At 68.6% G+C, this 22,702-nt stretch carries 14 protein-coding genes and 1 tRNA gene; 9 read left to right on the forward strand and 6 right to left on the reverse strand.

What is annotated here, in order from left to right; all coding sequences use genetic code 11:
• Positions 1–79 precede the first annotated feature (79 nt).
• The 3 genes from ACH4S7_RS17235 to ACH4S7_RS17245 form a co-directional block, all read right to left on the reverse strand.
• Positions 80–1,282 carry a restriction endonuclease subunit S gene (locus ACH4S7_RS17235; RefSeq protein WP_398522021.1) on the reverse strand — a complete coding sequence of 401 codons (1,203 nt, stop codon included), beginning with the start codon at positions 1,280–1,282 and terminating at the stop codon, positions 80–82.
• Positions 1,283–1,392: 110 nt separating this feature from the next.
• Positions 1,393–3,459 carry an N-6 DNA methylase gene (locus ACH4S7_RS17240; protein WP_398522022.1) on the reverse strand — a complete coding sequence of 689 codons (2,067 nt, stop codon included), beginning with the start codon at positions 3,457–3,459 and terminating at the stop codon, positions 1,393–1,395.
• 83 nt (positions 3,460–3,542) lie between these two features.
• The gene (locus ACH4S7_RS17245) at positions 3,543–5,663 is read right to left on the reverse strand and encodes an N-6 DNA methylase (RefSeq protein ID WP_398522023.1); all 2,121 of its coding nucleotides are present in this window, start codon (positions 5,661–5,663) and stop codon (positions 3,543–3,545) included.
• A 191-nt stretch (positions 5,664–5,854) separates the two neighbouring features.
• Between ACH4S7_RS17245 and ACH4S7_RS17250 the strand changes: the two genes are divergently transcribed.
• Positions 5,855–7,549, forward strand: coding sequence for a TIGR04141 family sporadically distributed protein (locus ACH4S7_RS17250; protein ID WP_398522024.1), 1,695 nt, complete (start codon positions 5,855–5,857; stop codon positions 7,547–7,549).
• Between the two features lie 280 nt (positions 7,550–7,829).
• Here the strand turns inward: ACH4S7_RS17250 and ACH4S7_RS17255 are convergent.
• Positions 7,830–7,901: transfer RNA gene (locus ACH4S7_RS17255), tRNA-Arg, on the reverse strand.
• A 220-nt stretch (positions 7,902–8,121) separates the two neighbouring features.
• On the opposite strand from ACH4S7_RS17255, the gene ACH4S7_RS17260 reads away from it, so the two are divergent.
• The 8 genes from ACH4S7_RS17260 (at position 8,122) to ACH4S7_RS17295 (ending at position 19,715) form a co-directional block, all read left to right on the forward strand.
• Complete coding sequence (locus ACH4S7_RS17260; RefSeq protein WP_398522025.1) at positions 8,122–8,556, forward strand: response regulator; 435 nt, start codon at positions 8,122–8,124, stop codon at positions 8,554–8,556.
• A 55-nt stretch (positions 8,557–8,611) separates the two neighbouring features.
• Positions 8,612–9,859: an ArgS-related anticodon-binding protein NrtL gene (gene nrtL, locus ACH4S7_RS17265; protein ID WP_398522026.1), complete on the forward strand. Its 1,248-nt coding sequence runs from the start codon at positions 8,612–8,614 to the stop codon at positions 9,857–9,859.
• A 10-nt stretch (positions 9,860–9,869) separates the two neighbouring features.
• The gene (gene lysA, locus ACH4S7_RS17270) at positions 9,870–11,261 is read left to right on the forward strand and encodes a diaminopimelate decarboxylase (protein ID WP_398522027.1); all 1,392 of its coding nucleotides are present in this window, start codon (positions 9,870–9,872) and stop codon (positions 11,259–11,261) included.
• A gap of 97 nt (positions 11,262–11,358) precedes the next feature.
• A complete protein-coding gene (locus ACH4S7_RS17275; protein ID WP_398522028.1) occupies positions 11,359–12,660 on the forward strand; it encodes a homoserine dehydrogenase in 1,302 nt (433 codons plus the stop codon).
• 7 nt (positions 12,661–12,667) lie between these two features.
• On the forward strand, positions 12,668–13,750 hold the full coding sequence (gene thrC, locus ACH4S7_RS17280) for a threonine synthase (RefSeq protein ID WP_398522029.1): 1,083 nt from the start codon (positions 12,668–12,670) through the stop codon (positions 13,748–13,750).
• Positions 13,751–14,186: 436 nt separating this feature from the next.
• Positions 14,187–15,140: a homoserine kinase gene (gene thrB, locus ACH4S7_RS17285; protein ID WP_398522030.1), complete on the forward strand. Its 954-nt coding sequence runs from the start codon at positions 14,187–14,189 to the stop codon at positions 15,138–15,140.
• Between the two features lie 431 nt (positions 15,141–15,571).
• Positions 15,572–17,626, forward strand: a complete 2,055-nt coding sequence (gene rho / locus ACH4S7_RS17290; RefSeq protein ID WP_398522031.1) for a transcription termination factor Rho — start codon at positions 15,572–15,574, stop codon at positions 17,624–17,626.
• 394 nt (positions 17,627–18,020) lie between these two features.
• Entirely contained in the window at positions 18,021–19,715 is a 1,695-nt protein-coding gene (locus tag ACH4S7_RS17295; RefSeq protein ID WP_398522032.1) for a trypsin-like serine protease, read from the forward strand.
• Between the two features lie 71 nt (positions 19,716–19,786).
• Here ACH4S7_RS17295 and ACH4S7_RS17300 read toward each other — a convergent pair whose 3' ends face one another.
• Together ACH4S7_RS17300 and ACH4S7_RS17305 are read right to left on the reverse strand one after the other, a co-directional pair.
• Positions 19,787–20,359 carry a hypothetical protein gene (locus ACH4S7_RS17300; protein ID WP_398522033.1) on the reverse strand — a complete coding sequence of 191 codons (573 nt, stop codon included), beginning with the start codon at positions 20,357–20,359 and terminating at the stop codon, positions 19,787–19,789.
• Entirely contained in the window at positions 20,316–22,556 is a 2,241-nt protein-coding gene (locus tag ACH4S7_RS17305; protein WP_398522034.1) for a hypothetical protein, read from the reverse strand. The genes ACH4S7_RS17300 and ACH4S7_RS17305 overlap by 44 nt, the downstream gene beginning before the upstream one ends.
• Between the last annotated feature and the right edge of the window lie 146 nt (positions 22,557–22,702).

Here is a 22,702-nt window from a genome sequence, read left to right on the forward strand (position 1 = left end):
GATGGATCTGTAGTTGTCGACTCGGGGATGGGTGATGAACGGCGACGGAAGGTGAGACTCGGCGGGATTCATGATGCGATCATTCTTCGATCCCGCGTCCGCTGGCGGTGGACACGTCAATCTGACCGGTGACGGCAGCGGTGATAAGGGCCTGGCGGCGTTCGGCTAGTAGCTTAGCTTGGTGGGCCATTCCGAGCGAGAGTTCCCTTTGGTGACGGTCCAATTTGTCTAGCTCTGCCACAAACCTGTCTTGGATTGGTCGATCGGGGAAGGGGAAGCGACGTGCTTTAAGCTGTTCTCCGGTCAGATGAGTGATAGTAGTGGAGTTTCCTTCTACCGCGAAAACATTGAGAGCTGTTGAAGCGAGCAGGCAGTAGTATAGCCAGCGTGATGAGCTATACCCTCGTGGGCGAACTCGGTGGAGAGCCTTCTGATAATAAATCTCTCCGTGGCCATCCCAGATTGCTGCGCGTCCAGGTTCTCCACCTTCGCAGATGAGCAGGTCGCCAGGAAGTACTTTGTAGCGTTGCTGCTCAGATGGTGGGAAGTCCATCGCTAGAAGGTCATCGGTGTCGATGCGATCCCATTGCACGTTCACATTGCGAAGATACGGCCGCAAATAATCGCCTTTTGTGCGCTCTTGATTGAGCATCTTTCCAAGCATGACCTCGAATTGATAGTTGACTGGCATGGTCTTCCAGCTGCTCGGCAAGCTGTGGATCCATTGGATCCCGCTGGCGCGACGTGGGCCAACCTCCTTGGCTCCCGTAATTGCGGAGTAAGCGGCTGCGCGGGAATGCTCATCAAGTAGTGAAGATTGCTTCCCGCGTCTGATGGCCAATTGGTCGATGTGGGTGGTTTCGGAGTCAAGGAAGTCGGCGATGCGGCGTTGCTCCTCCATTGGTGGTACCGGAATGGGTGCATCGCCTAGATTCTCGCGGTTCAGCTCGATCTGGTTCGTTGCCCCGACTGCGAGCGCTGCGTACATATACTCCTGGAACGGCTGTGATCCAAGCCAATAGTAGGCGAATCGTGCATGCAGTTCGTCGCTTTTAGTTCGTGCGATGGTGACGTGGCCATCGGCCATGCACGGAAGGCCGTCGGGTGCACCGCTGAAGAAACCAACGCGGCCGAGGGTTCCCGTCCCAGTCGAATTGATGAGTATGTCTTCCGGGCGCAAGTGTCCCTTAAGCTTTGTCGCGTCGCCGTTAAAGTCGTGAAACCGTGTACGAGACCAGTCGAGCCCGCCATTCTGATTTGCGGCCTGGCTGATAGCACGCACTCGCCCAGCGTCTACATATGTCGGGGCGGAGCCGCGAGTGAGTAGATGCGTCAAGTGTTTAAGTCGTGACGCTACCCACTTCTCCGGCAGGGGAATTCCGAGAACGGTGCTCACGCCGTAACCTCCCCAAGCAGTTTCTGGATCTCTGCCTCCAGTGACTTCAACTCCGCGTCGATTTCTGCCAACGGGCGTGGCGCCTCGTACACATAGAAATGCCGCGTGAACGGAATCTCGTACCCCACCTTCGTCTTGCTGTGATCAATCCACGCGTCCGGTACATGAGGCAGCACCTCCCGCCGCAAGTACTCCTCCACGCCCTCCCCCAGCGGCACGTTCTCGTAGTCCCGCAACTCCGGGTCCGGTTCCGGCTCCCCCTTGACGCGCTGGACCTCGCCCTCCGGGTCCCGGACCCCGACCGCCTCCCGCAGCGCCTTGCCGAACGGCGCACCCGTCGGCCACATATGGCCGGCCGCGACGACCGCGTCCTTGAGGTCGATCCACGCGTCGGACTTCGCCGTCCACGACTTCCCGACCAGCGGGCGCAGCGCCGCCGCGAATGCCTCGGCATCAGTCGCCCGGGTGATCGGCTTCGACGCGGTGAGGGCCGTCAGCATCTCCTCCGTCACCTCGAAACGGAGCTTCAGCGGCCGTTCGACGGTGATCCGGTGGTACCCGAAGTCCTCGTTGCGGAAGACCTTGATCTTCTCGGCCCGGTCGGCGAGGTCGTGGCCGCCGTCCTTCTCCGCCGCGTCGAGGACCGCCAGCGCCTCTGTGTAGAGCCTGGTGATCTCGGAGATGTGCTGCTCGCCCAGTTCCTTGCGCTTGTTGCCGAGCGACTTCCGCATCTTGCTCCAGTAATCGCGCGCGTCCAACAGGACGACCTTGCCGCGCCGGTCCCTGGCCTTGCGGTTGCTGAGCACCCAGAAGTACGTGGAGATGCCGGTGTTGTAGAAGAGCTGGTCGGGCAGGGCGACGATGCCCTCCAGCCAGTCGTTCTCCAGGATCCACTGACGGATCCTGGACTCACCCGACTCCGCGGCGCCCGTGAACAGCGGGGAGCCGTTGAAGACGATCGCGATGCGGCTGCCGCCGGACCCCGACGTATCCACCGGCTTCATCTTCGAGATCATGTGCTGGAGGAAGAGCAGCGAGCCGTCGTTGATACGCGGCAGGCCGGCTCCGAACCGCCCGCTCTCGCCGAGGCGCTCGTGCTCCCCCTCGACCGCGTCTTTGACCTTCTTCCACTCCACGCCGAACGGCGGGTTGGCCAGCAGATAGTCGAAGGTGGCTCCGGCGTGACCGTCGTCGCTGAAGGAGTTGCCGAACTTGATGTTCTCCGGGTCCTGCCCCTTGATCATCATGTCTGACCGGCAGATGGCCCAGGACTCGCTGTTGAGTTCCTGGCCAAAGACCTTGACGGTGGCGTCCGGGTTGAGGTGCGTGATGTGCTCCTCGGCCGCGCTCAGCATGCCGCCGGTCCCGCAGGCCGGGTCCATGACAGTGCGAACGGTGCCCGGGAGGGCCAGGGCGTCGCTGTCCGGCGCGACGAGCAGATTGACCATCAGCCGGATGACTTCGCGGGGTGTGAAGTGCTCACCGGCCGTCTCGTTGGACTGCTCGGCGAAGCGCCGGATCAGTTCCTCGAAGGTGTAGCCCATCTGGTGGTTGTTGACGATCTCGACCGGCCTGCCGTCCTTGTCGAGCACGACCTCGCCGTCGGCGTCCCTCTTCACCGGCCGCAGGTCGAGGTCGGCGAATCGTCCGACCACCTGGTACAGCAGATCCGCCGCGTCCAGCCGCTTGATCTGCTGGGCGAAGTCGTACCGCTCCAGGACCTCCCGCGCGTTGGGGGAGAAGGCGCCGTAGTACTCGTTGAGGTATTTCGCCGCGTGCGAGGCGTCGCCCGCGATGGCCTTCAGGGTGTAGGAGCTGGTGTTGTAGAAGCTGTGGCCGGACGCCTTGCGCAGGAAGCGGTCGGGGTTGATGTCCTGGTCCTGGAAGCGGGCGGCGGCCTCCAGTACCTTGTCCTTGGTCGGGGCGAGGACACACTCCAGGCGCCGCAGCACGGTGAACGGCAGGATCACCTTGCCGTAGTCGGACTGCTTGTAGTCACCTCGCAGGAGGTCGGCGACCGACCATGCGTGGTTCGCCAGTTCCGTGTGCTTACTGCTGTTCAACGGAGTCCTTCCGGTGTTCGCTTCGCCGCCCCAGCGGGACGGAGACGTCAAGTCTGGTCGTTCGCGGTGCCGGGCCGCGCCTTTCACGCCGATCCGTGACCGTCGGGCAACAGTGCGCCGCCGGTGAGGCCGGTGCCGAGGAGACGGGTGATGTCCTCGGCGGCCCGGTCGGCCCGGCGGGCGGCCGTACGCAATTCATGAAGGCGGCGGAAGGCGGTGCCGTAGCGCTGCTGCTCGGCGAGCGGGAGCAGGGGAACGCGCAGGCGTCGCGGGTCCACCCGGACGAGGGATGTGCCGGTGGCGGCGGCGCTGATGTTCTGCTCCGCCGCGAGGAACCCGGCGAGGAACCACGGGTCGAGCCGGCGCCGGTCCGGGCGGAACAGCAGTAGATGGGGTCCGAGGGAGCAGCCCGCCTCGCCCGGTTCGACGACCCGGGCCACGGCCGTGCGTCCCACGCGGAGGATCTCCGTGAGAAGCACGTCACCTGCCTGGACCGAGGCGAGGGGGACGCCGGTGGGAAGGTCCGCTGCCGTTCCGGAGGCGGGCCGGCTCTCGAAGAGGTCGGCAGCCGTGAGCGCCGGCCGTGCGCCGGGTTCTGCTTCGGGCCGAGGCTGCGGTTGGCCGCTACGGGTCCGGCGGCCCGGGGGCGCGGTGTGGAGCAGAGTGAGAGCGCCGCCGCGCAGAAGGTCCGCGACCGTTGCGGTGCGCCAGTCGCGGGGCCGGTCGTCGGCCGGGGGCCAGTCGCCGTCGGCGCTGAGGCCGACCAGATCTGTCGCCCCTTGACGGAGTTGGTCGTACAACTCCGATGCCTGCCGGGCCACCAGGGCGGGGCGGAGTGCTTGCCGGGAAGCCGTCTGGATGCGGCGGGCCGGGGTCAGATCCACGGCCTCGTCCAGAAGGTCGGTGACCGGTATGGCGGCGGCGACACCCGGGGCCCCCGTGAAGCCGTCCTGGTCGTCGAGGTAGAGCCGCCACGCTGAAAGCACTGTCTCGCTGACGGCGTCCCAGTCGAGATCTCGAATCTCGGCGGCGGCATCGATGAGCAGGACCGTACCCGGGGCTTCAGCCCCTGGCTCGGGGCTCTCGAGTACCCATAGGTGCAGGCCGATGTGGAGCGGGGTGGCCGCGCCCTGAGGAAGTGAGACGACCGCGCGGAGGGCTCCGTCGCGTGCGAGCTGAGCCCGGATGCGCCGGCCGGCGGTGCGTTCCGCGACGGCGGGCGGCATGAGCAGCACGGCACGGCCGCGGGGAGTGAGGTGGGCCAGGCAGTGCTGGGCCCAGGCGAGCTCGGGCTCGCCTTTGGGCGGCACGCCGTAGGCCCAGCGCTGGTCGTACGCCAGGTCGTCATGCCCCCAGTCACGGACTCCGTAGGGAGGATTGCACAGGACGGCGCCCACGGTGAGGCCCTTGAAGGCGTCGGAGCGCAGGCTGTCTCCCGTACGTACGGTGATGGCCGCCTCAGGGGCGCTCAGCCGGAGACGCACGGCGGCCTGGGCGGCCTGGGCGGCCAGGACGTCCTGGCCGTGCAGTGCCGCCGCCCCGGCGGATGCCGCAGCGGCGAGCAGCGATCCGGTACCGCACGCGGGGTCGAGAACGCTCGCGGGGAAAGCACCCGCACTGTTGGTCAGAAGCCGGGCCATGAGCTCGGCCAAGGGGCGCGGCGTGAGGTAGGTGCCGGTGCCCCCCGTGTCCTCCAGCAGTCGTTCGGCCAGGACATCCGTCGCAGCCTCGGCGCCATCCGTGATGACGCACTGCAACAGAACTCTCAGCGGCCCGGCTGCCTCGGGAGAGTATGCCGCGTCCTCGGCTCCCGGGGTGCCCTGGGCTCCGCCGTCCGCAGCTGACCGGACCCAGCGCAGCAGAGCGTCGTCAGGCAATTCGGGAAGGGCTTCGCGTTCTCTCCGGTCCACCCGGGCAACCGCGAGCACTACGGGGAGCAGGTACAGGGCCAGCTCGGCGCCGTTGGGGTGGGTGCGCAGCGCTGCTCGAAGCCGGTCCGCCGACGTGTCCTCGGGCAATTGGCCGCGGGCGAAGAGCCAGGCGCGTACGGCGTCGAGATCGTAGGCAGGGCTGGTGTCCGTGCCTCCCGCAGGGGCCGGAAAGTCCGGATGCCGACGACGCCAGTTGCTGACCGTGGCGCGGGTGACTCCGGCCAGCCGGGAGATGTCGGCGGCGGTCACGAGGACACTGGCCTGCTGGTTCATGGGCTCCTGCCTGGTGACGTGAGGGCGGGTGGGCATGCTGGACGGCTTCACTCTATATCGATGCCTGATCGATGGGAAGCATTTGACAGTGCTTTCAGTTGCCGCTCTAATGATTGTGCTTTCGCTCGGCTTCCCCGGGTCTCCCGGGCTTCCCCCTGCCCACAGCACGTCGAACCGCATGGAGCGGCACCATGGCCACCAGTACTTCCGGCACGTCCAAGCGCACCCTGTACCGGCTCACGGGTGTCGCACCCACGGTTGACGCGATGTTCGACGTCCTCGACCCGGCTCGGCTCGAAGCCGGTGATGCGGAACTGCACTTCCCGGAGGACTGGTTGGGCGTTCCGGCGCTGCTGGTCACCGGCAGCTTCGAGCAGTCGGTCGCGAGCTGGTGCGGCGAGATCAACCGCACGACCGGGTGCGAGGTGTCGCGGCCGGTCAACCGGTCGGCTGGGCTGCTGATGCTCGTGGTCGACGGCGAGGTGTACGCCATCGGCTACGACCAGGGCTTCCGCCTGGTGCCCGACCGGGTCAAGGACCGGCGGTTCGGGCTGAGTTTCGTGATCCGCAGGGTGGACCCCGCCCAGATCCGGGACATGGTCTCCCATAGGCCGGGCGGCGGCCGGACCGACATCACCCTCGTGCCGGGTGGCGCTCCGGTTTGGAGCCTGGGCGTCCAGGAGCACGCGCAGATCGTGCGGCGGCTGGGCGGCAGGCTGGACGGCATCCAGCTGACGATCGCCCAGGACGACCGTACGAAGATCTCCAGCGTCGAGGGCGGTACCGGACTGCGGATGCGCCTCGGTATCGACGCCGCGGACCTGGTCGCGGACATCCGGGCCATCACCCGCGTCCTTCGGGACGAGGTCCCGGCTCCGGAACTGGAGTTCGTCGAGCACATCGTCCCGGTCAAGGACGCCGACCTCGTCACGAGGCTGGAGCAGCGGCTCGACGACATGCTGGGCGAGGTGCCCGACGGACGTATCGGGGTCGCTGTCCCCTCCGATCACTGGGACGACTACGGCGCCGCCCAGGCATTCGCCACCAAGGTGCACAGCCCGGAGGCGCGCCTCACCGAAGACTTCAGCCTGGAGTACGTCCTCAGCCGGGCCCGGGTGCAGAGGGCGGGAGCGCGCTTCGCCGCGCTCCGGGACGGCACCGTCACCCTCTACGCGCACACCCGGGCGGAGAAGCATGACGTCCTCTGGACGTCGAGCGTGCTGCGGTGGATCGAGGCGGAGGTGGCGCTCGGTGCCCGCCGGTTCTTCCTGCTGGACGGGGAGTGGTACGAGATCGGTGTGGCGTACCTGGAAGCGATCCGCTCGCAGGTGGAGCGGCTCATCCCCGGCACGCACTCGGTCGACCTTCCGGCCTGGGCGCTCGGGGATGCGGAGCGGGACTACAACAAGTCGGTGCCCGACCTGCGGCCCGGATACGTCTGCTTCGACCGTGACAACGTCCGGACCGCGCTGCACCGGGGCAACGGCGTGGAGATCTGCGACCTGCTGAGCCCGGACAATGTCCTGATCATGGTGAAGAGGGCCAAGGGCTCCGACGCGCTGAGCCATCTGTTCGGTCAGTCCGTGGTCTCCGTTCAGACCCTGGTGCACGCGCCGGATGCCGCGGACGGGTTCCGGCGGAAGGTGGCCGCGGCCCGGCCCGGCCGGCCCCTGCCGGACGGCTTCCGGCCGTCGAAGGTCGTCTTCGCGATCCTGCTGAAGAGCGGAACCGACCTCACCGCCGACACGCTGTTCCCGTTCTCCCAGGTCACCCTTGTGCAGACGGCCAAGATGCTTGAGGCGTGGGGCGTCGCCGTCGAGGTCGTCGGGATCCAGGCCACGGCAATTGCTGCGAGCCGGGCGGGAATCCGCCACCTCGCTGCGTAGCGGGGGCACCTCCGTCGTAGGTGCTGCGATTCGACACACAGCACAGGTCGGCGTGCGGCCGGTCACCCCGTACCGGCGGGATGCGGGGGAGTGGCACGCCCCAGCGGCGGCTTTCGTGGGCTGCCGGGTGATTGTTCGGCCCCGCTGAAAACCCACTCGCCACTCACTCGCGAACCGTGGTGGACAACGAAGAAGACCTGGACCCAGTGGTACTGGGTCCAGGTCTTCTTTCTCGGCACGTCAGCGATTCAGCGACCTTGCGGTGCCAGCCTTGCTGAAGTGCCCCCGGCAGGATTCGAACCTGCGCACACGGCTCCGGAGGCCGTTGCTCTATCCCCTGAGCTACGGGGGCGTTCCGTCCCGCTTGGCCGGGGCCGTTGCGGTGACGGGTAGAACCCTACCAGCTCCCACAGGGTCCCCGTGAACAGGTATTTCAGGGTCCGCGCGAGGTGTCGCGCGGAGGCTCGCGGGGGCCGGGGCGCCACCCCGCCGCGCACCCCGTGCGTCGCCCGCGCGGGGTGGAAGTCGGGAAAACCCGGACGCGGCCCCGGCTCGCGACCTACCCTCAAGTTGTGTCAGGCGCGTCCGGCCGTGTGCTCGTTGTCGACGACAACCGGGTCATCCGGCAGTTGATCAGGGTCAACCTTGAGCTGGAGGGCTTCGAGGTCGTGACCGCGGCCGATGGTGTCGAGTGCCTGGAGGTCGTCCAGCGCGTCCGGCCCGATGTCGTCACCCTCGATGTGGTCATGCCCCGGCTCGACGGCCTCCGTACCGCCGCCCACCTGCGGGCCGACCCGCTCACCAGCCATCTGCCCGTCGCGATCATCAGCGCGTGCACGCAGTACGAAGTGGAGAGCGGCATAGCCGCGGGAGTCGACGCCTTCCTCGCCAAGCCCTTCGAGCCCGCCGAGCTGATCCGTCTCGTACGGCAGTTGACACGTCGGGAGGGCCCGCCGTCCCTGGACGGCAGGCATGAGGCCGGGCGGGCCGGGAGCACCCGCGCCTGACCGGATGGCGAAACCGGTTCGCATCCTGCCCCCCTCCCTCCCCTACGCTTGTCCTGTGACCCCCGCCGAGCTGTCCCGTACCGTGCTGCACGCCGTGTGCCGTGCGGTGGCGGACGGTGCGCTGCGGGCGCCGGTCCCGGAGAGCGTCCGGGTCGAGCGGCCCCGCCCCGGAGGCCGCGGGGATTACGCCACCAATATCGCGCTGCGCCTCGCCGGCCCGGCCGGACAGCCCGCCCGCGCGATCGCCGAGACCCTGCGGGCACGCATCGCCCGTGACCCCGCGATCGCGGCCGTCGAGGTCACCGGACCCGGATTCCTCAACATCACCCTGGACCGGGGTTCCCAGCGGGCCGTCGTACGGAGCGTGCTGGAGCAGGGGACGTCGTACGGGTGGGCGGGGACGGCCCGGCCCACCACGCCCCCCGACCACCGGGAGCCGCGCCACCTGCTCTGGGCACACGCGGTCGCGGCCCTGGTCCGCAGCCAGCAGGAACAGCCGGGCCGGCAGGAGCGCCCCAGCCCGCAGGAACACCCGGCCCCGCAGGAACACCCGGGTCCGCAGGAACACCCGGGCCCGCATGGCCCGCAGGAACAGCCGAGCCCGCAGGAACACCCGGGCCCGCAGGAACACCCGGCCCCGCAGGAACAGCCGGGCCCGCATGGCCCGCAGGAACAGCCGAGCCCGCAGGAACACCCGGGCCCGCAGGAACAGCCGGCCGCGGAGGAGCGTTCAGGCGCCCCGTACGGCCACGTCCGCCAGGAAGCCGACGGCCCCCGGCACGGCGACAGCCCCCGGCACGGCGACAGACCGCAGGACATCGCCCCCCCGTACCCCGACGGCGGCCGGGACACCGGTCCCGACGCCACCCGCTGGGCGCTGCTCTCCGTCGCCGCCCACGACCGCCCCCGGCCGGGGCCCCGGTTCCTCCGCCAGCACGAGAGCAACCCTCTCTTCACCGTCCAGTACGCCCACTCCCGCGCCCACGCCCTCACCCGCGGGGCCGCCCGGCTCGGATTCACCGGTGCGCCGCTGGAGTATGTCGACACCCCGCTCGACGACCTCGTCGGGGACTACCCGGGCGTTCTCGCCTCCGCCGCCCGGCTGCGCGCGCCCGATCGGCTCGCCCGGCACCTGGAGAGCACCGCGGACGCTCTGCTCGCCTTCCAGCACACCGTGCTGCCCTCCGGCGATCAGAAACCCACGGCCGCCCACCGCTCCCGGCTCGCGCTCGCCGAAGCCGCCGGGACGGTGCTGGCCGGTGGCCTGTCCCTGCTCGGCATCAGCGCACCCGAACATCTGTGAGAGAGACACCATGAGCCGCTCCGCCCACCCCGCCGGGCCCCGCCACGCCGATGTGTACCCCGAGGGTCACTACTCGGCCCCGCCCGCCGACCTCAATGTCCTCCACGACAAGGTCTGGGCCCGGACCGTCGGTCGGAACGCCGACGGCGTCGCCACCGTCGGCGGTATCGAAGTCACCCGGCTGGCCGAGGAGTTCGGCACTCCGGCCTATGTCCTCGACGAGGCCGACTTCCGGGCCCGCTGCCGCGCCTGGGCCGACGCCTTCGGCCCGGACGCCGATGTGTTCTACGCCGGGAAGGCGTTCCTGAGCCGGGCCGTCGTGCGCTGGCTCCACGAGGAGGGGCTCAACCTCGACGTCTGCTCGGCCGGTGAACTGATCACCGCCCTCGACGCCGGAATGCCCGCCGACCGCATCGCCTTCCACGGCAACAACAAGTCCCCCGAGGAGATCGAGCGCGCCGTCCGCGCCGGTGTCGGCCGCATCGTGCTCGACTCCTTCCAGGAGATCGTGCGCGTCGCGCACATCGCCGAGGGCCTCGGCGTCCGTCAGCGCGTCCAGATCCGGGTCACCGTCGGTGTCGAGGCGCACACCCACGAGTTCATCGCCACCGCCCACGAGGACCAGAAGTTCGGCATCCCGCTCGCCGGCGGGCAGGCCGCCGAGGCCGTGCGCCGGGTGCTCGGGCTCGACTCCCTCGACCTGATCGGCATCCACTCCCACATCGGCTCGCAGATCTTCGACACCTCCGGGTTCGAGGTCGCCGCGCACCGGGTCGTCGGACTGCTGCGCGACGTCCGGGACGAGCACGGCGTCGAACTGCCCGAGATCGACCTCGGCGGCGGCCTCGGGATCGCGTACACCCCCGACGACGACCCCCGCGAACCGCACCACATCGCCAAGGCGCTCCACGAGATCGTCACCCGGGAGTGCGAGGCCGCGGGCCTGCGGGTGCCCCGGATCTCCGTGGAGCCCGGCCGCGCCATCGTCGGCCCCACCGCCTTCACGCTGTACGAGGTCGGCACGGTCAAGCCGCTGGAGGGGCTGCGCACCTATGTCAGCGTCGACGGCGGCATGTCGGACAACATCCGCACCGCGCTGTACGACGCCGAGTACAGCGTCTCGCTGGTCTCCCGCACCTCCGACGCGGCCCCGATGCTCGCCCGGGTCGTCGGCAAGCACTGTGAGAGTGGCGACATCGTCGTCAAGGACGCGTTCCTCCCGGCCGATGTCGCGCCCGGCGATCTGCTGGCGGTGCCCGCGACCGGCGCGTACTGCCGCTCCATGGCCAGCAACTACAACCACGCCCTCCGGCCGCCCGTGGTGGTGGTCCGCGACGGCGCGGCGCGCGTGATCGTCCGGCGCGAGACGGAGGAAGATCTCCTGCGTCTGGACGTCGGTTAATTGAGATAGATGTCTCGCATACCGGACGGGGGATAGAAACTTCCGTCCGGTGAGTGAGACTGGTCCACACCGTAGAAGTATTGAGAAGTGAGGTCGGATGATGCGTACGCGTCCGCTGAAGGTGGCGCTGCTGGGCTGTGGAGTGGTCGGCTCAGAGGTGGCGCGCATCATGACGACGCACGCCGACGACCTCGCCGCCCGGATCGGCGCCCCCGTGGAGCTGGCGGGGGTGGCCGTGCGGCGGCCGTCGAAGGTCCGTGAGGGCATCGACCCCGCGCTGATCACCACCGACGCCACCGCCCTCGTCAAACGCGGTGACATCGACGTCGTCATCGAGGTCATCGGCGGCATCGAGCCCGCCCGCACCCTCATCACCACCGCCTTCGAGCACGGCGCGTCCGTCGTCTCCGCCAACAAGGCGCTGCTCGCCGAAGACGGTGCCACCCTCTACGCCGCCGCCGAGCGGTACGGCCGCGACCTCTACTTCGAGGCCGCCGTCGCCGGGGCGATCCCGCTGATCAGGCCGTTGCGCGAGTCCCTCGCCGGCGACAAGGTCAACCGTGTCCTCGGCATCGTCAACGGCACCACCAACTTCATCCTCGACCGGATGGACAGCGCCGGGGCCGGTTACTCCGAGGCGCTCGACGAGGCCACCGCGCTCGGTTACGCCGAGGCCGACCCCACCGCCGACGTCGAGGGCTTCGACGCCGCCGCCAAGGCCGCCATCCTCGCCGGGATCGCCTTCCACACCCGCGTACGCCTGGACGACGTCTACCGCGAGGGCCTCACCGAGGTCACCGCCGCCGATATGGCCTCCGCCCGCCGGATGGGCTGCACCGTCAAACTCCTCGCCATCTGCGAGCGCGCCGCCGACGGCCGGTCCGTCACCGCGCGGGTGCACCCCGCGATGATCCCGCTCAGCCACCCGCTCGCCTCCGTCCGCGAGGCGTACAACGCCGTCTTCGTCGAGGCCGAGGCCGCCGGGCAGCTGATGTTCTACGGTCCGGGCGCGGGCGGTTCGCCCACCGCGTCCGCGGTACTCGGCGATCTGGTCGCCGTCTGCCGCAACAAGCTCGCCGAGTCCACCGGACCGGGCGAGTCCGCGTACACCCAACTGCCCGTGAGCCCCATGGGCGACGTGGTGACGCGCTACCACATCAGTCTCGACGTGGCCGACAAGCCTGGTGTGCTCGCCCAGGTCGCGACGGTCTTCGCCGAGCACGGCGTGTCGATCGACACCGTGCGCCAGCAGGGGCGACCGGACAGCGGCGGCGAGGCTTCGCTCGTCGTCGTCACCCACCGCGCGCCCGACGCGGCCCTCTCCGGGACCGTCGAGGCGCTGCGCAAGCTCGACACCGTGCGCGGTGTCGCCAGCATCATGCGTGTTGAAGGGGAGTAAGGGACCCATGACGACCAACGGCCCCCAGCGAGGGACCCATCAGTGGCGCGGCATCATCGAGGAGTACCGGGACCGGCTCCCGGTGACGGACACGACGCCGGTCGTTACGCTCGGTGAGGGCGGTACGCCGCTCGTCCCGGCGCAGGTCCTCTCCGAGCGCACCGGCTGCGAGGTGTACCTCAAGGTCGAGGGCGCCAACCCCACCGGTTCCTTCAAGGACCGCGGCATGACCATGGCGATCACCCGCGCCAAGGAGGAGGGTGCGCAGGCCGTCATCTGCGCCTCCACCGGCAACACCTCGGCCTCGGCCGCCGCCTATGCCGTACGGGCCGGAATGGTCTGTGCGGTCCTGGTGCCGCAGGGCAAGATCGCGCTGGGCAAGATGGGCCAGGCGCTCGTCTACGGCTCGAAGATCCTCCAGGTCGACGGGAACTTCGACGACTGCCTGAATTTGGCCAGAAGTCTGTCCGAGAATTATCCCGTGGCTCTGGTTAATTCGGTCAATCCCTACCGGATCGAAGGACAGAAGACCGCCTCCTTCGAAATCGTGGACGCGCTCGGCGACGCCCCCGACATCCATGTGCTGCCCGTCGGCAACGCCGGAAACATCACGGCGTACTGGCGGGGATACCAGGAGTACGCGGCCGACGGCCTCGCCGGCCGTACCCCCCGGATGTGGGGCTTCCAGGCTTCCGGCTCCGCGCCGATCGTCCGCGGTGAGGTCGTCAAGGACCCCTCGACCATCGCCACCGCGATCCGGATCGGCAACCCGGCGTCCTGGCAGCAGGCGCTGGCGGCGCGCGACGACTCCGGCGGCTTCATCGACGAGGTCACGGACCGCGAGATCCTGCGCGCCTACCGGCTGTTGGCCTCGCAGGAGGGCGTCTTCGTGGAGCCCGCGTCGGCCGCGTCCGTCGCCGGTCTGCTCAAGGCGACGGAGGCCGGGAAGGTCGACCCGGGTCAGCGGATCGTCTGCACGGTCACGGGCAACGGGCTGAAGGACCCCGACTGGGCCGTCGCGGGCGCGCCGCAGCCGGTCACCGTCCCCGTGGACGCGGTGGCGGCGGCCGAGCGCCTGGGCCTCGCCTGAGCCGATCGCTCGGGCTGACCGCTTGGGCGGACCGGCGCGGGGCCTGTTCCACTCGTACGGGCGTACGGGCGGAACAGTCCTCAGCCGGCCCGCCTCCGCGCGCCCGTACGACCTCTCCGTTGAATCTCTAGGGAAACCCCCGGAGAACTCATGGGGGAGCCATGGGGGAGAGGAAGCCCTACCCAGGCGGAAAGCACGGCAAGCCGGACGACGCCTTACGCAGGGGCACGGGAGGCTTGCGACACGCATCGTGCGCCTCCTGTGCGCCCTATGTCGCCACAGAACCTTCCTTCGATAGGCTGTACCGAACCCGCCCCGTCGCATATGCCGCGGTGTAGTTGCCGTTACGGCCCCGGGGGCTCATCCCCTGTCGAATCTCGTGTCGAATCTCGCAGTCATAACCCTCGCAGTCAGAGCCAAGGAGAGTCATCGAGCGATGGCCGGTCCAGCGTTCCGTGCCGCCGCCGTCCGTGTGCGCGTGCCCGCCACCAGCGCCAATCTCGGCCCGGGGTTCGACGCCCTCGGGCTGTCCCTGGGGCTGTACGACGACGTCGTCGTCCGGGTCGCGGACTCCGGTCTGCACGTCGACATCGCCGGTGAGGGTGCGGCCACCCTCCCCCGCGACGAGAGCCATCTGCTCGTACGGTCGCTACGGACGGCCTTCGACCTGCTCGGCGGACAACCGCGCGGCCTGGAGGTCGTCTGCGCCAACCGGATCCCGCACGGCCGCGGCCTCGGATCGTCGTCGGCCGCCATCTGCGCCGGCATCGTCGCCGCCCGCGCCGTGACCATAGGGGGCGACGCCAAGCTCGACGATGTCGCCCTGCTCGAACTGGCCACCGAGATCGAGGGGCACCCCGACAATGTCGCCGCCTGTCTGCTCGGCGGCTTCACCCTCGCCTGGACCGACGGGGGCGCGGCGCGCGCCATCAGGATGGAGCCCGCCGATTCCGTCGTTCCGGTGGTTTTCGTACCCGAGAAGCCGGTGCTCACCGAGACGGCCCGCGGACTGTTGCCGCGTACCGTCCCCCATGTGGACGCCGCCGCGAACGCCGGTCGCGCCGCCTTGCTCGTCGAGGCTCTGACCAGGCGTCCCGAGCTGTTGCTGCCCGCCACGGAGGACCGGCTCCACCAGGAGTACCGCGCCCCGGCGATGCCGCAGAGCGTCGACCTTGTCAACCGACTGCGCGCGGATGGCGTCCCCGCGGTTGTGTCCGGTGCGGGCCCCACGGTGCTCGCACTGGCCGATCAGAGCGCGGCCGACAAGGTCGCGCTGCTGGCGGGGGAGGGGTGGGCGGCCAATCGGCTCACCTTTGACGCCGTGGGCGCGAGTGTCCTGCCGCTCGCTCCAGCCGGGGGCATTCTCGGTGGCGACCCGGCCGCGCGGTAAGTGGAAAGCGGTAATGCGGGGTGATTCGCGGTGATTCACCGTGACACGAGATTGCCGGGGACAGAGAGGGGGAATATTTGTTGGAGCCGGTAGTGTTAACCTCAAGTCTGCACCCGATGCCTTTGTGCTCGGAGCTTCGTGTCCCGATTCGGGACCAACCATTCTTCCGGGAGCCTCCCAAACTGCCTGAGCAGCCTGCCTGAGCAGTTTCGAGCACGCTCCGGAACCGGCACGACACCTCCCGTTCCGCCCAGGAGTGGGCCGAGCAGGGGGACCTCGGGCCGGACTTGCATGTATCTGACTCTCCGCCGTACCAAATCCCGGCGGAGGGCCCACCGCCCCGGCATGGTCCGCACACCCGGACCGTCGTCGGACAGCACAACCGGTCGCCGAGCCAGAAGGCCGACGTCCGCTCCAGGGAAGGACCCTTCGTGAGCGACACCACCGATCTGATGGGCGTGACTGCCGACAGCAACGTCGACACCTCCGCGCCCGCCGCAGGTGCTGCCTCCGGCACCACCTCACGGCGCCGCCGCTCCGGCACCGGCCTTGACGGCATGGTCCTGGCCGAGCTGCAGCAGGTCGCGTCCGGCCTCGGCATCAGGGGCACCGCGCGTATGCGCAAGAGCCAGCTGATCGAGGTCATCAAGGAGGCGCAGGCCGGCAGCGGAGCCTCCAAGGCCAAGTCGACGGACTCCGCGCCCAAGAGCGCCGCCGAGGCCGAGACCAAGCCGAAGCGCCGCGCCACCTCCAAGGCGCGCACCGGGGACACGGCCGCCGCCGAATCCGCGCCCGCTGGTGAGAAGGCCGAGAAGGCCGTCGCCCAGCAGCAGATCGACATCCCCGGCCAGCCCGCCAGCGACGACCAGCCGGCCGGTGAGCGCCGCCGTCGCCGCGCCACCGCGCAGGCTGGCAGCCCCGACGTCCAGGGCGAGACCCGGACCGAGACGGCCGTCGATGTGAAGGAGAAGGCGGAGACGCAGCCGGAGGCCAGGACCGAGGCCGCCGTCGCTCCGTCCGCGCAGGACGGCGAGGGCCGCCGGGAGCGCGGTCAGCGTGGCGACCGTGGTGAGCGGGGCGACCGTGGTGAGCGTGGCGACCGCGGCGACCGCCGGGACCGTCAGCGTGACCGCCGTGGCAAGGGCGACGACCAGCAGCAGGGCGGCCAGCGCCAGCAGTCGGGCGCGAGCGGCCAGCAGCCGCAGCGTCAGGGCGCCGGACCTCAGCAGCCGCAGGACGACGACGACTTCGAGGGCGGCCGGCGCGGCCGGCGCGGTCGTTACCGCGACCGTCGTGGGCGCCGTGGACGCGACGAGTTCGTCGCCACCGGCGACCCGCAGGTCTCCGACGACGATGTGCTGATCCCCGTCGCGGGCATCCTGGACATCCTCGACAACTACGCGTTCATCCGTACGTCGGGTTACCTCCCGGGCCCCAACGACGTGTACGTCTCCCTCGCCCAGGTCCGTAAGAACGGTCTGCGCAAGGGCGACCACGTCACCGGCGCGGTCCGGCAGCCGAAGGAGGGCGAGCGCCGCGAGAAGTTCAACGCGCTGGTCCGGCTGGACTCGGCCAACGGCATGGCGGCCGAATCCGGCCGTGGACGCCCCGAGTTCAACAAGCTGACCCCGCTCTACCCGCAGGACCGGCTCCGGTTGGAGACCGACCCGGGCGTGCTGACCACGCGGATCATCGACCTCGTGTCGCCGATCGGCAAGGGCCAGCGCGGTCTGATCGTGGCCCCGCCGAAGACCGGTAAGACCATGATCCTTCAGGCCATCGCCAATGCGATCACGGTCAACAGCCCCGAGTGCCACCTGATGGTCGTCCTGGTCGACGAGCGTCCGGAAGAGGTCACCGACATGCAGCGGTCGGTGAAGGGCGAGGTCATCTCCTCGACCTTCGACCGCCCGGCCGAGGACCACACCACGGTCGCGGAGCTGGCCATCGAGCGCGCCAAGCGCCTGGTGGAGCTGGGCCACGACGTGGTCGTCCTGCTGGACTCGATCACCCGTCTGGGCCGTGCGTACAACCTCGCGGCACCCGCCTCCGGGCGCATCCTCTCCGGTGGTGTCGACTCGACCGCGCTCTACCCGCCGAAGCGCTTCTTCGGTGCGGCGCGCAACATCGAGGACGGCGGCTCGCTGACCATCCTGGCCACCGCGCTGGTCGACACCGGCTCGCGCATGGACGAGGTGATCTTCGAGGAGTTCAAGGGCACCGGCAACATGGAGCTCAAGCTCGACCGGAAGCTCTCGGACAAGCGCATCTTCCCGGCGGTGGACGTGGACGCGTCCAGCACCCGTAAGGAAGAGATCCTGCTCGGCAGCGACGAGCTGGCGATCGTGTGGAAGCTGCGCCGGGTGCTGCACGCGCTCGACCAGCAGCAGGCGATCGAGCTGCTGCTCGACAAGATGAAGCAGACGAAGTCGAACGCCGAGTTCCTGCTCCAGATCCAGAAGACGACGCCGTCGGCCAACGACTGACCGACCGTCCGAAGCGATAGCGGCCGCCCCGTCACCTCATGGGTGACGGGGCGGTCTCTTTTTTACTCAAACCTCATATGTCACTGGTCAATCACGTGTTGACACCCATATGATCGTTCGATCGAGGTGGGGGACCTGGGATCCGGGGGGATACCCAGGGGGATTCTCGCAGCGCCAGGAGAGGCCGGACGGCCTCGGTCCAGGGCTGCCTACATAGCTTTCTCGCCCCACCGGCATCAGTTCTCCCGGTGGGGCGATCGCGTTCCCGCTGGGCACAACCCGAGGGGTTTTTCGCGTGCAGATACGCACCCGTGATGATCGGCCCACCGGCCGAGCAAGGCGTGTGGTTCCGGCTCTGACAGTCGTCGCGGCACTGTTCGGTGGGGGGCTTGGAGTGTTCGGCGCGTCGCCCGCGCTGGCGGACGAGCAGCCGAGGCCGAACCTGCCGCAGCGAGCCGCGCAGTCCCAGGCGGAGCTGGACCGTGTGGTCCGCGAAGTGACGCGTGCCAAGCCGGCGAAGACGGGCCGGCTCATCAGCGAGGCCAACTCCCCGGCGCTCGCCGACGGCAAGCCGAGCGCCCGCATCATCGGCGGCAAGCCGACCACGATCTCGGCCGCGCCCTGGATGGCTCAGCTCAACTTCGAGATCGACAATGACTGGTACTCCTGCGGTGGCGTGGTGATCGCGCCGACGAAGATCGCCACCGCCGCGCACTGTGTGCAGGGCGTCAAGTGGCGTGACGCGGGCTTCGTCGTCGTGGGTACCGCGAAGGTGCCGGACTACAGTGTGAAACCGCCGAATTACTACGGTGGTCAGCAGCACCGAGTGGTCCGTCAGTGGCACCACCCGCTGTACAAGGCCGACACGCTCGACAACGACGTGGCCGTGCTGACCCTGGACACGCCGACCTCGGTCAAGCCGCTGCCGCTGGCGCAGCCCACGGACGGCGCGCTCTACAAGGCCGGCAACGCCGGCAAGGTCTACGGCTGGGGCCGCGTCGGCACCGGTCCGAACGACGGCGGCTCCGACATCCTGAAGGTCGCCGACGCCGATGTGGTGTCGGACGCCAAGTGCAAGGCCGCGTACCCGACCGGGGTCACCAAGTTCGTCGCCGGCCATATGCTCTGCGCCGGCGCGGCGCCGACCGGCAGCGACGAGACCAGCGAGACCACCTGCCACGGTGACTCCGGCGGTCCGCTGGTGGTCGGTGGCAGGCTCGCGGGAATCGTCTCCTGGGGTGACGAGGACTGCGTAGCCAAGGGCAAGTACGGCGTGTACGCCAAGTTCTCCACGTACTCCGCGCCGATCCAGGGCCGGGTGGACGACACGAACTGGCACGTTAAGGAGACCGGTCGCTCGGACCACACGGCCGACCTTCTCGCCCGTCGTACGTCGGACAAGTCCCTCTTCGCCTGGCACTCGAACGTGAAGTCGCTCTCCCGTCAGGCCAATCTGGGCAACTACGGTGCCGCGACGCTGCTGCTCCAGACGGACTTCGACCGCAACGGCGCCCAGGACACGCTGATCCGGGTGGCCAATGGCGATGTGTACCGCGACTACTACGACTACGCCAAGGACAAGTGGCAGACGAAGCTCATCGCCAAGGCGTGGAAGAAGCACAAGCAGATCGTCACCCCCGGCGATGTCACGGGCGATGAACTGCCCGACATGATCGCGGTGGACTCCAGCGGTACCCAGTTCATCTACCCCGGCAAGGGCAACGGCTCGTTCGCGGCGCCGGTCAGGGTCGGCACGGGCTGGGGCGCGTTCACCATGGTCCGTGGCCACGGTGACTTCACCCTCGACGGCAAGGCGGACATCTTCGCCACCAAGACGGACGGCAAGACCTACCTGTACAAGGGCACGGGTGTCGCCACCAAGCCGTGGGCCGCTCCGGTCCTGGTCGGTGCGTTCAGCGCGATGAACGCGATCATCACCACCGGTGACGTCAACAGCGACGGTGTCGCCGACGTCCTCACCCGGGACAAGACCGGCAAGCTGTGGCTCTACCCGGGCAAGGGCAACGGCGGCTTCAACGCCCGCGTCGCCTTCGGGTCGGGCTGGCAGGCGTACAACCTCTTCGGCTGATACGCCCGGCTCCTGAAGTGAATGGCCTGTGCCCACCGTGCTTCCGCACGGTGGGCACAGGCCATTCCGGATTACTTCTGCAGTTTGAGGACGAAGTGGCACCCGATGATCTGGTGGTAGTCCCGAGATCCTTGCCGGTATTCGAAGTGACAGGTCTCGACGTCACCCTTGACCGGCCCGGTCACTTTGATCCGCACCACGTAGTACCGGTCACCGAGCGACTTCGCCTTGACCTCGATCGGTTCGTCGATGAGATCCTTCGCCCGGTTGAGCGCGTCGGCGGCCAGATCCCCCTCCGATCGCGCGGTCGCGATCACCGCGTCGTCGGTGTCGGCCATGGCATGGGCGCTCATCCCCATGACTTTCATGCCCGGAGGCACATGGACGACGCGCGCACCCGTGATGGTGAGGTCCTTGGCGGATTTGTTGTACGGGAGGGGCAGGGCGAATCGGTACTCCTCGCCGATCTCCGCGTTCTCGAAGCCGGTGTACGTCGAGGCCTCGGCGTCGCCGCCGAGCGCGTGACCGGTTATCCGGGGCAGCGCCTCGGGCTTGCTGCCACACGCGGTCAGGAGGGCGAGTGAGGCCAGCAGCGCACCGCTAGTACGAATATATGACGCCCGGCTTGCCGGAGATCCTGTCATAGAGGCCCCACACGTTGTGCTTGATTTTTTTGTTCTGCGGAAAGATCTTCTGCGTGTGGTTGGAGTCGTATGTCAGCGATCCCCCGAGCGAGAGACCGAACGGTGTGGCGGCGCCCGACCATTTGACACTCTTGCCGCGGGTTATTCCCTGGACCGACATATTGGCCAGCACGGTGCGGTAGTTCGGATTGGACTTCCGGTATCGAGTGGCCCCGTCCAGATGGCGCACATCCTTGCCGTAGTTCCCCGCCATCCATCCCTTGGGGATGGTGTACCGGATCGGTATGACCTCCTCGTACGAACTGCGCTGCTGCGCGCCGCAGATGTAAATGCGCCGTATCTTGTGGTACTCCATCGGGATTCGCCACTGCTTCGCGAAGAACGGCCCCTGCGGTTGGTACCCGCTGATCGCGCTGCTGCTGGTCCCGATGGAAGCGGCGCCGCCGATCTTCCATGTGCCGCTCGAGTTCACGGCGATATCGATGGTGTTCTGAACTTTGTTCTCGTACTCGAACGACGCCTTGGCGTCGTTGTAGGCATGGGCTTCGCCCACGGTGGTGTACGAGTAGGTCCTGCCCTTCAGCAGGCTCACCCAGGAGCAGGATCCGGACGCGTACGCGCTGACCCGCTCGGAGCTGATGTCCCTGCCGTTGATCAGATACGGGTTGTAGTCGTTGTCGACCGGGCCTCGGTCGCTCTGCCAGCGCGGCGTCGGCTCGTCCCGGTAGACGGCTTCGCGCTCCAGAGCCGCACCGTAGGTCGAGTTCCGCTGACTCGCGGTCGGCTCCGGCAGATTGAGCTCGGGCGCGTCCTCGTCCAGCAGCGGCAGGAGTTCGATCGAGTGCGGTGCCTCCGCGCTCTGGGTGGCGGCAGCACGGGACACCGTCCCGGTGACCGGGTCGGGCGGTGCCGCGGTGCGGTGGTCGACACCGAAGAGGCGCGCACCGGACGTCGAGACCGCCGTCGTGGAGGCGGTCACATTGAGCGAACCACCGTTGTCGTCCATCGCCGTCTGCGCGGCCGGGGGCAGCGTCTCCGGCAGGGTGAGCGTCCAGGTGCCGTCGGCTCGGGTTCTGGCCTTGCCCAGATCAGGCAGGTCGAACTCCTCGCCCTCGACCTTCGCGGGAATCAGCGCTTCGACGGTGACGTCGAGTCCGGCCGCCGGTGTCCCGTCGCCCAGGGTGAACTTCCCCGACACCTTCGCGGGGCCCGAAGGAACGGGCGGGTCGGGGGTCGGCGGTTCCAGCGGTGGGTCGGTGGACTCGACGGGCTTGACGCCGAAGTAGGGCTTCTCGTTCTCCGGCGCGCTGGAGAGGCAAGGTGCCGGGTTCGCGAACGCGCGCGGGACCCCGGCGGCGATGTCGGCGTCGACGAGTCTGAGCGGAGTCCCGGCGTACTTCCGGACCGTACCGGCGCTGTCCGCCGTGTTGACGACTCCCGGCCCCGGGCTCCAGAGGTCCTTGGCATCGGTGAACCCGGTGCCCACCACGGTTCCGGAGTCCTTCGGGCCGAGGGTGACGGAGTTGAGCGCCGCCTGGTAGTTCCAGCTCCTGATGGTGCCGTCGAGCCGCCCGTAGATCGTGTCCCCCGCCGCCCAGATGGCGGTCGACTTGGAGAGTTCCTTCAGCGCCGGGTTGCTGGCGGGCAGCAGGGCGAGGCGGGACATCCGGGCTGAGGCCGGAGTGCCGTCCGGAAGCTGGATGACATAGACGTGGAGGCTGCCCTCGGCGTCGAGCTGGACGAGCCGGCCGTCAGCGTCGGACCAGAGACCCCGGTACTCGGTCCAGTTCTGGCCCGCCCGCTCCGCGAAGGTGTATTCGGGTGACAGTAGATCGCCACCCGACTCCGTTCTGTCCTGGTAGGACTTCAGGGATGGGTTGCCCGTCCGGGGGTCGACCGCGAACAGCCGGGAGCCGCCGCCGGGGAAGAGCCGGGTGAGGATGGGGAACGAGGTGCTCTTCTCGGCGCTGAACAGATGTCCGTACTCGGTGTTCTTGGGGTCCCAGTCCACATAGCGGGTGATGCGGTTGTGCTCCAGGGCGTAGGTCGCGACCGACGACGGGCAAGCCGTTGCCGCGACCGGCGCCGTCCTCACCTCCACCGCTCGCGCCGCGGCGGTCGGCGCGGTGAGCACAGTGGCCAGCAGCGCCGAGGCGCACGCGGTGCCGACCAGGCGGGTGCCCGGTCTCTCGGGCACGCGGATTCTCATGGATGTCCCCCCAGGGAATCGAGAGTGAGCAGGTCATGTCACTGCTCGTGATCGCGGCATTTAAGCATGATCATCTCGACTCGCCCTTTGGTGTGCGACGTCCATTGAAGCTGTGACTTGGGGGTTTTATGCAT

It is taken from the genome of Streptomyces sp. NPDC020965, from assembly GCF_044333555.1.
Lineage (GTDB): Bacteria > Actinomycetota > Actinomycetes > Streptomycetales > Streptomycetaceae > Streptomyces.

Coding starts and splice junctions, on each gene's coding strand:
- thrB (WP_398522030.1), top strand. CDS start 14,187: ATGGCCGGTCCAGCGTTCCGTGCCGCCGCCGTCCGTGTGCGCGTGCCC.
- ACH4S7_RS17245 (WP_398522023.1), bottom strand. CDS start 5,663: ATGAACCAGCAGGCCAGTGTCCTCGTGACCGCCGCCGACATCTCCCGG.
- lysA (WP_398522027.1), top strand. CDS start 9,870: ATGAGCCGCTCCGCCCACCCCGCCGGGCCCCGCCACGCCGATGTGTAC.
- ACH4S7_RS17300 (WP_398522033.1), bottom strand. CDS start 20,359: ATGACAGGATCTCCGGCAAGCCGGGCGTCATATATTCGTACTAGCGGT.
- ACH4S7_RS17275 (WP_398522028.1), top strand. CDS start 11,359: ATGATGCGTACGCGTCCGCTGAAGGTGGCGCTGCTGGGCTGTGGAGTG.
- ACH4S7_RS17250 (WP_398522024.1), top strand. CDS start 5,855: ATGGCCACCAGTACTTCCGGCACGTCCAAGCGCACCCTGTACCGGCTC.
- thrC (WP_398522029.1), top strand. CDS start 12,668: ATGACGACCAACGGCCCCCAGCGAGGGACCCATCAGTGGCGCGGCATC.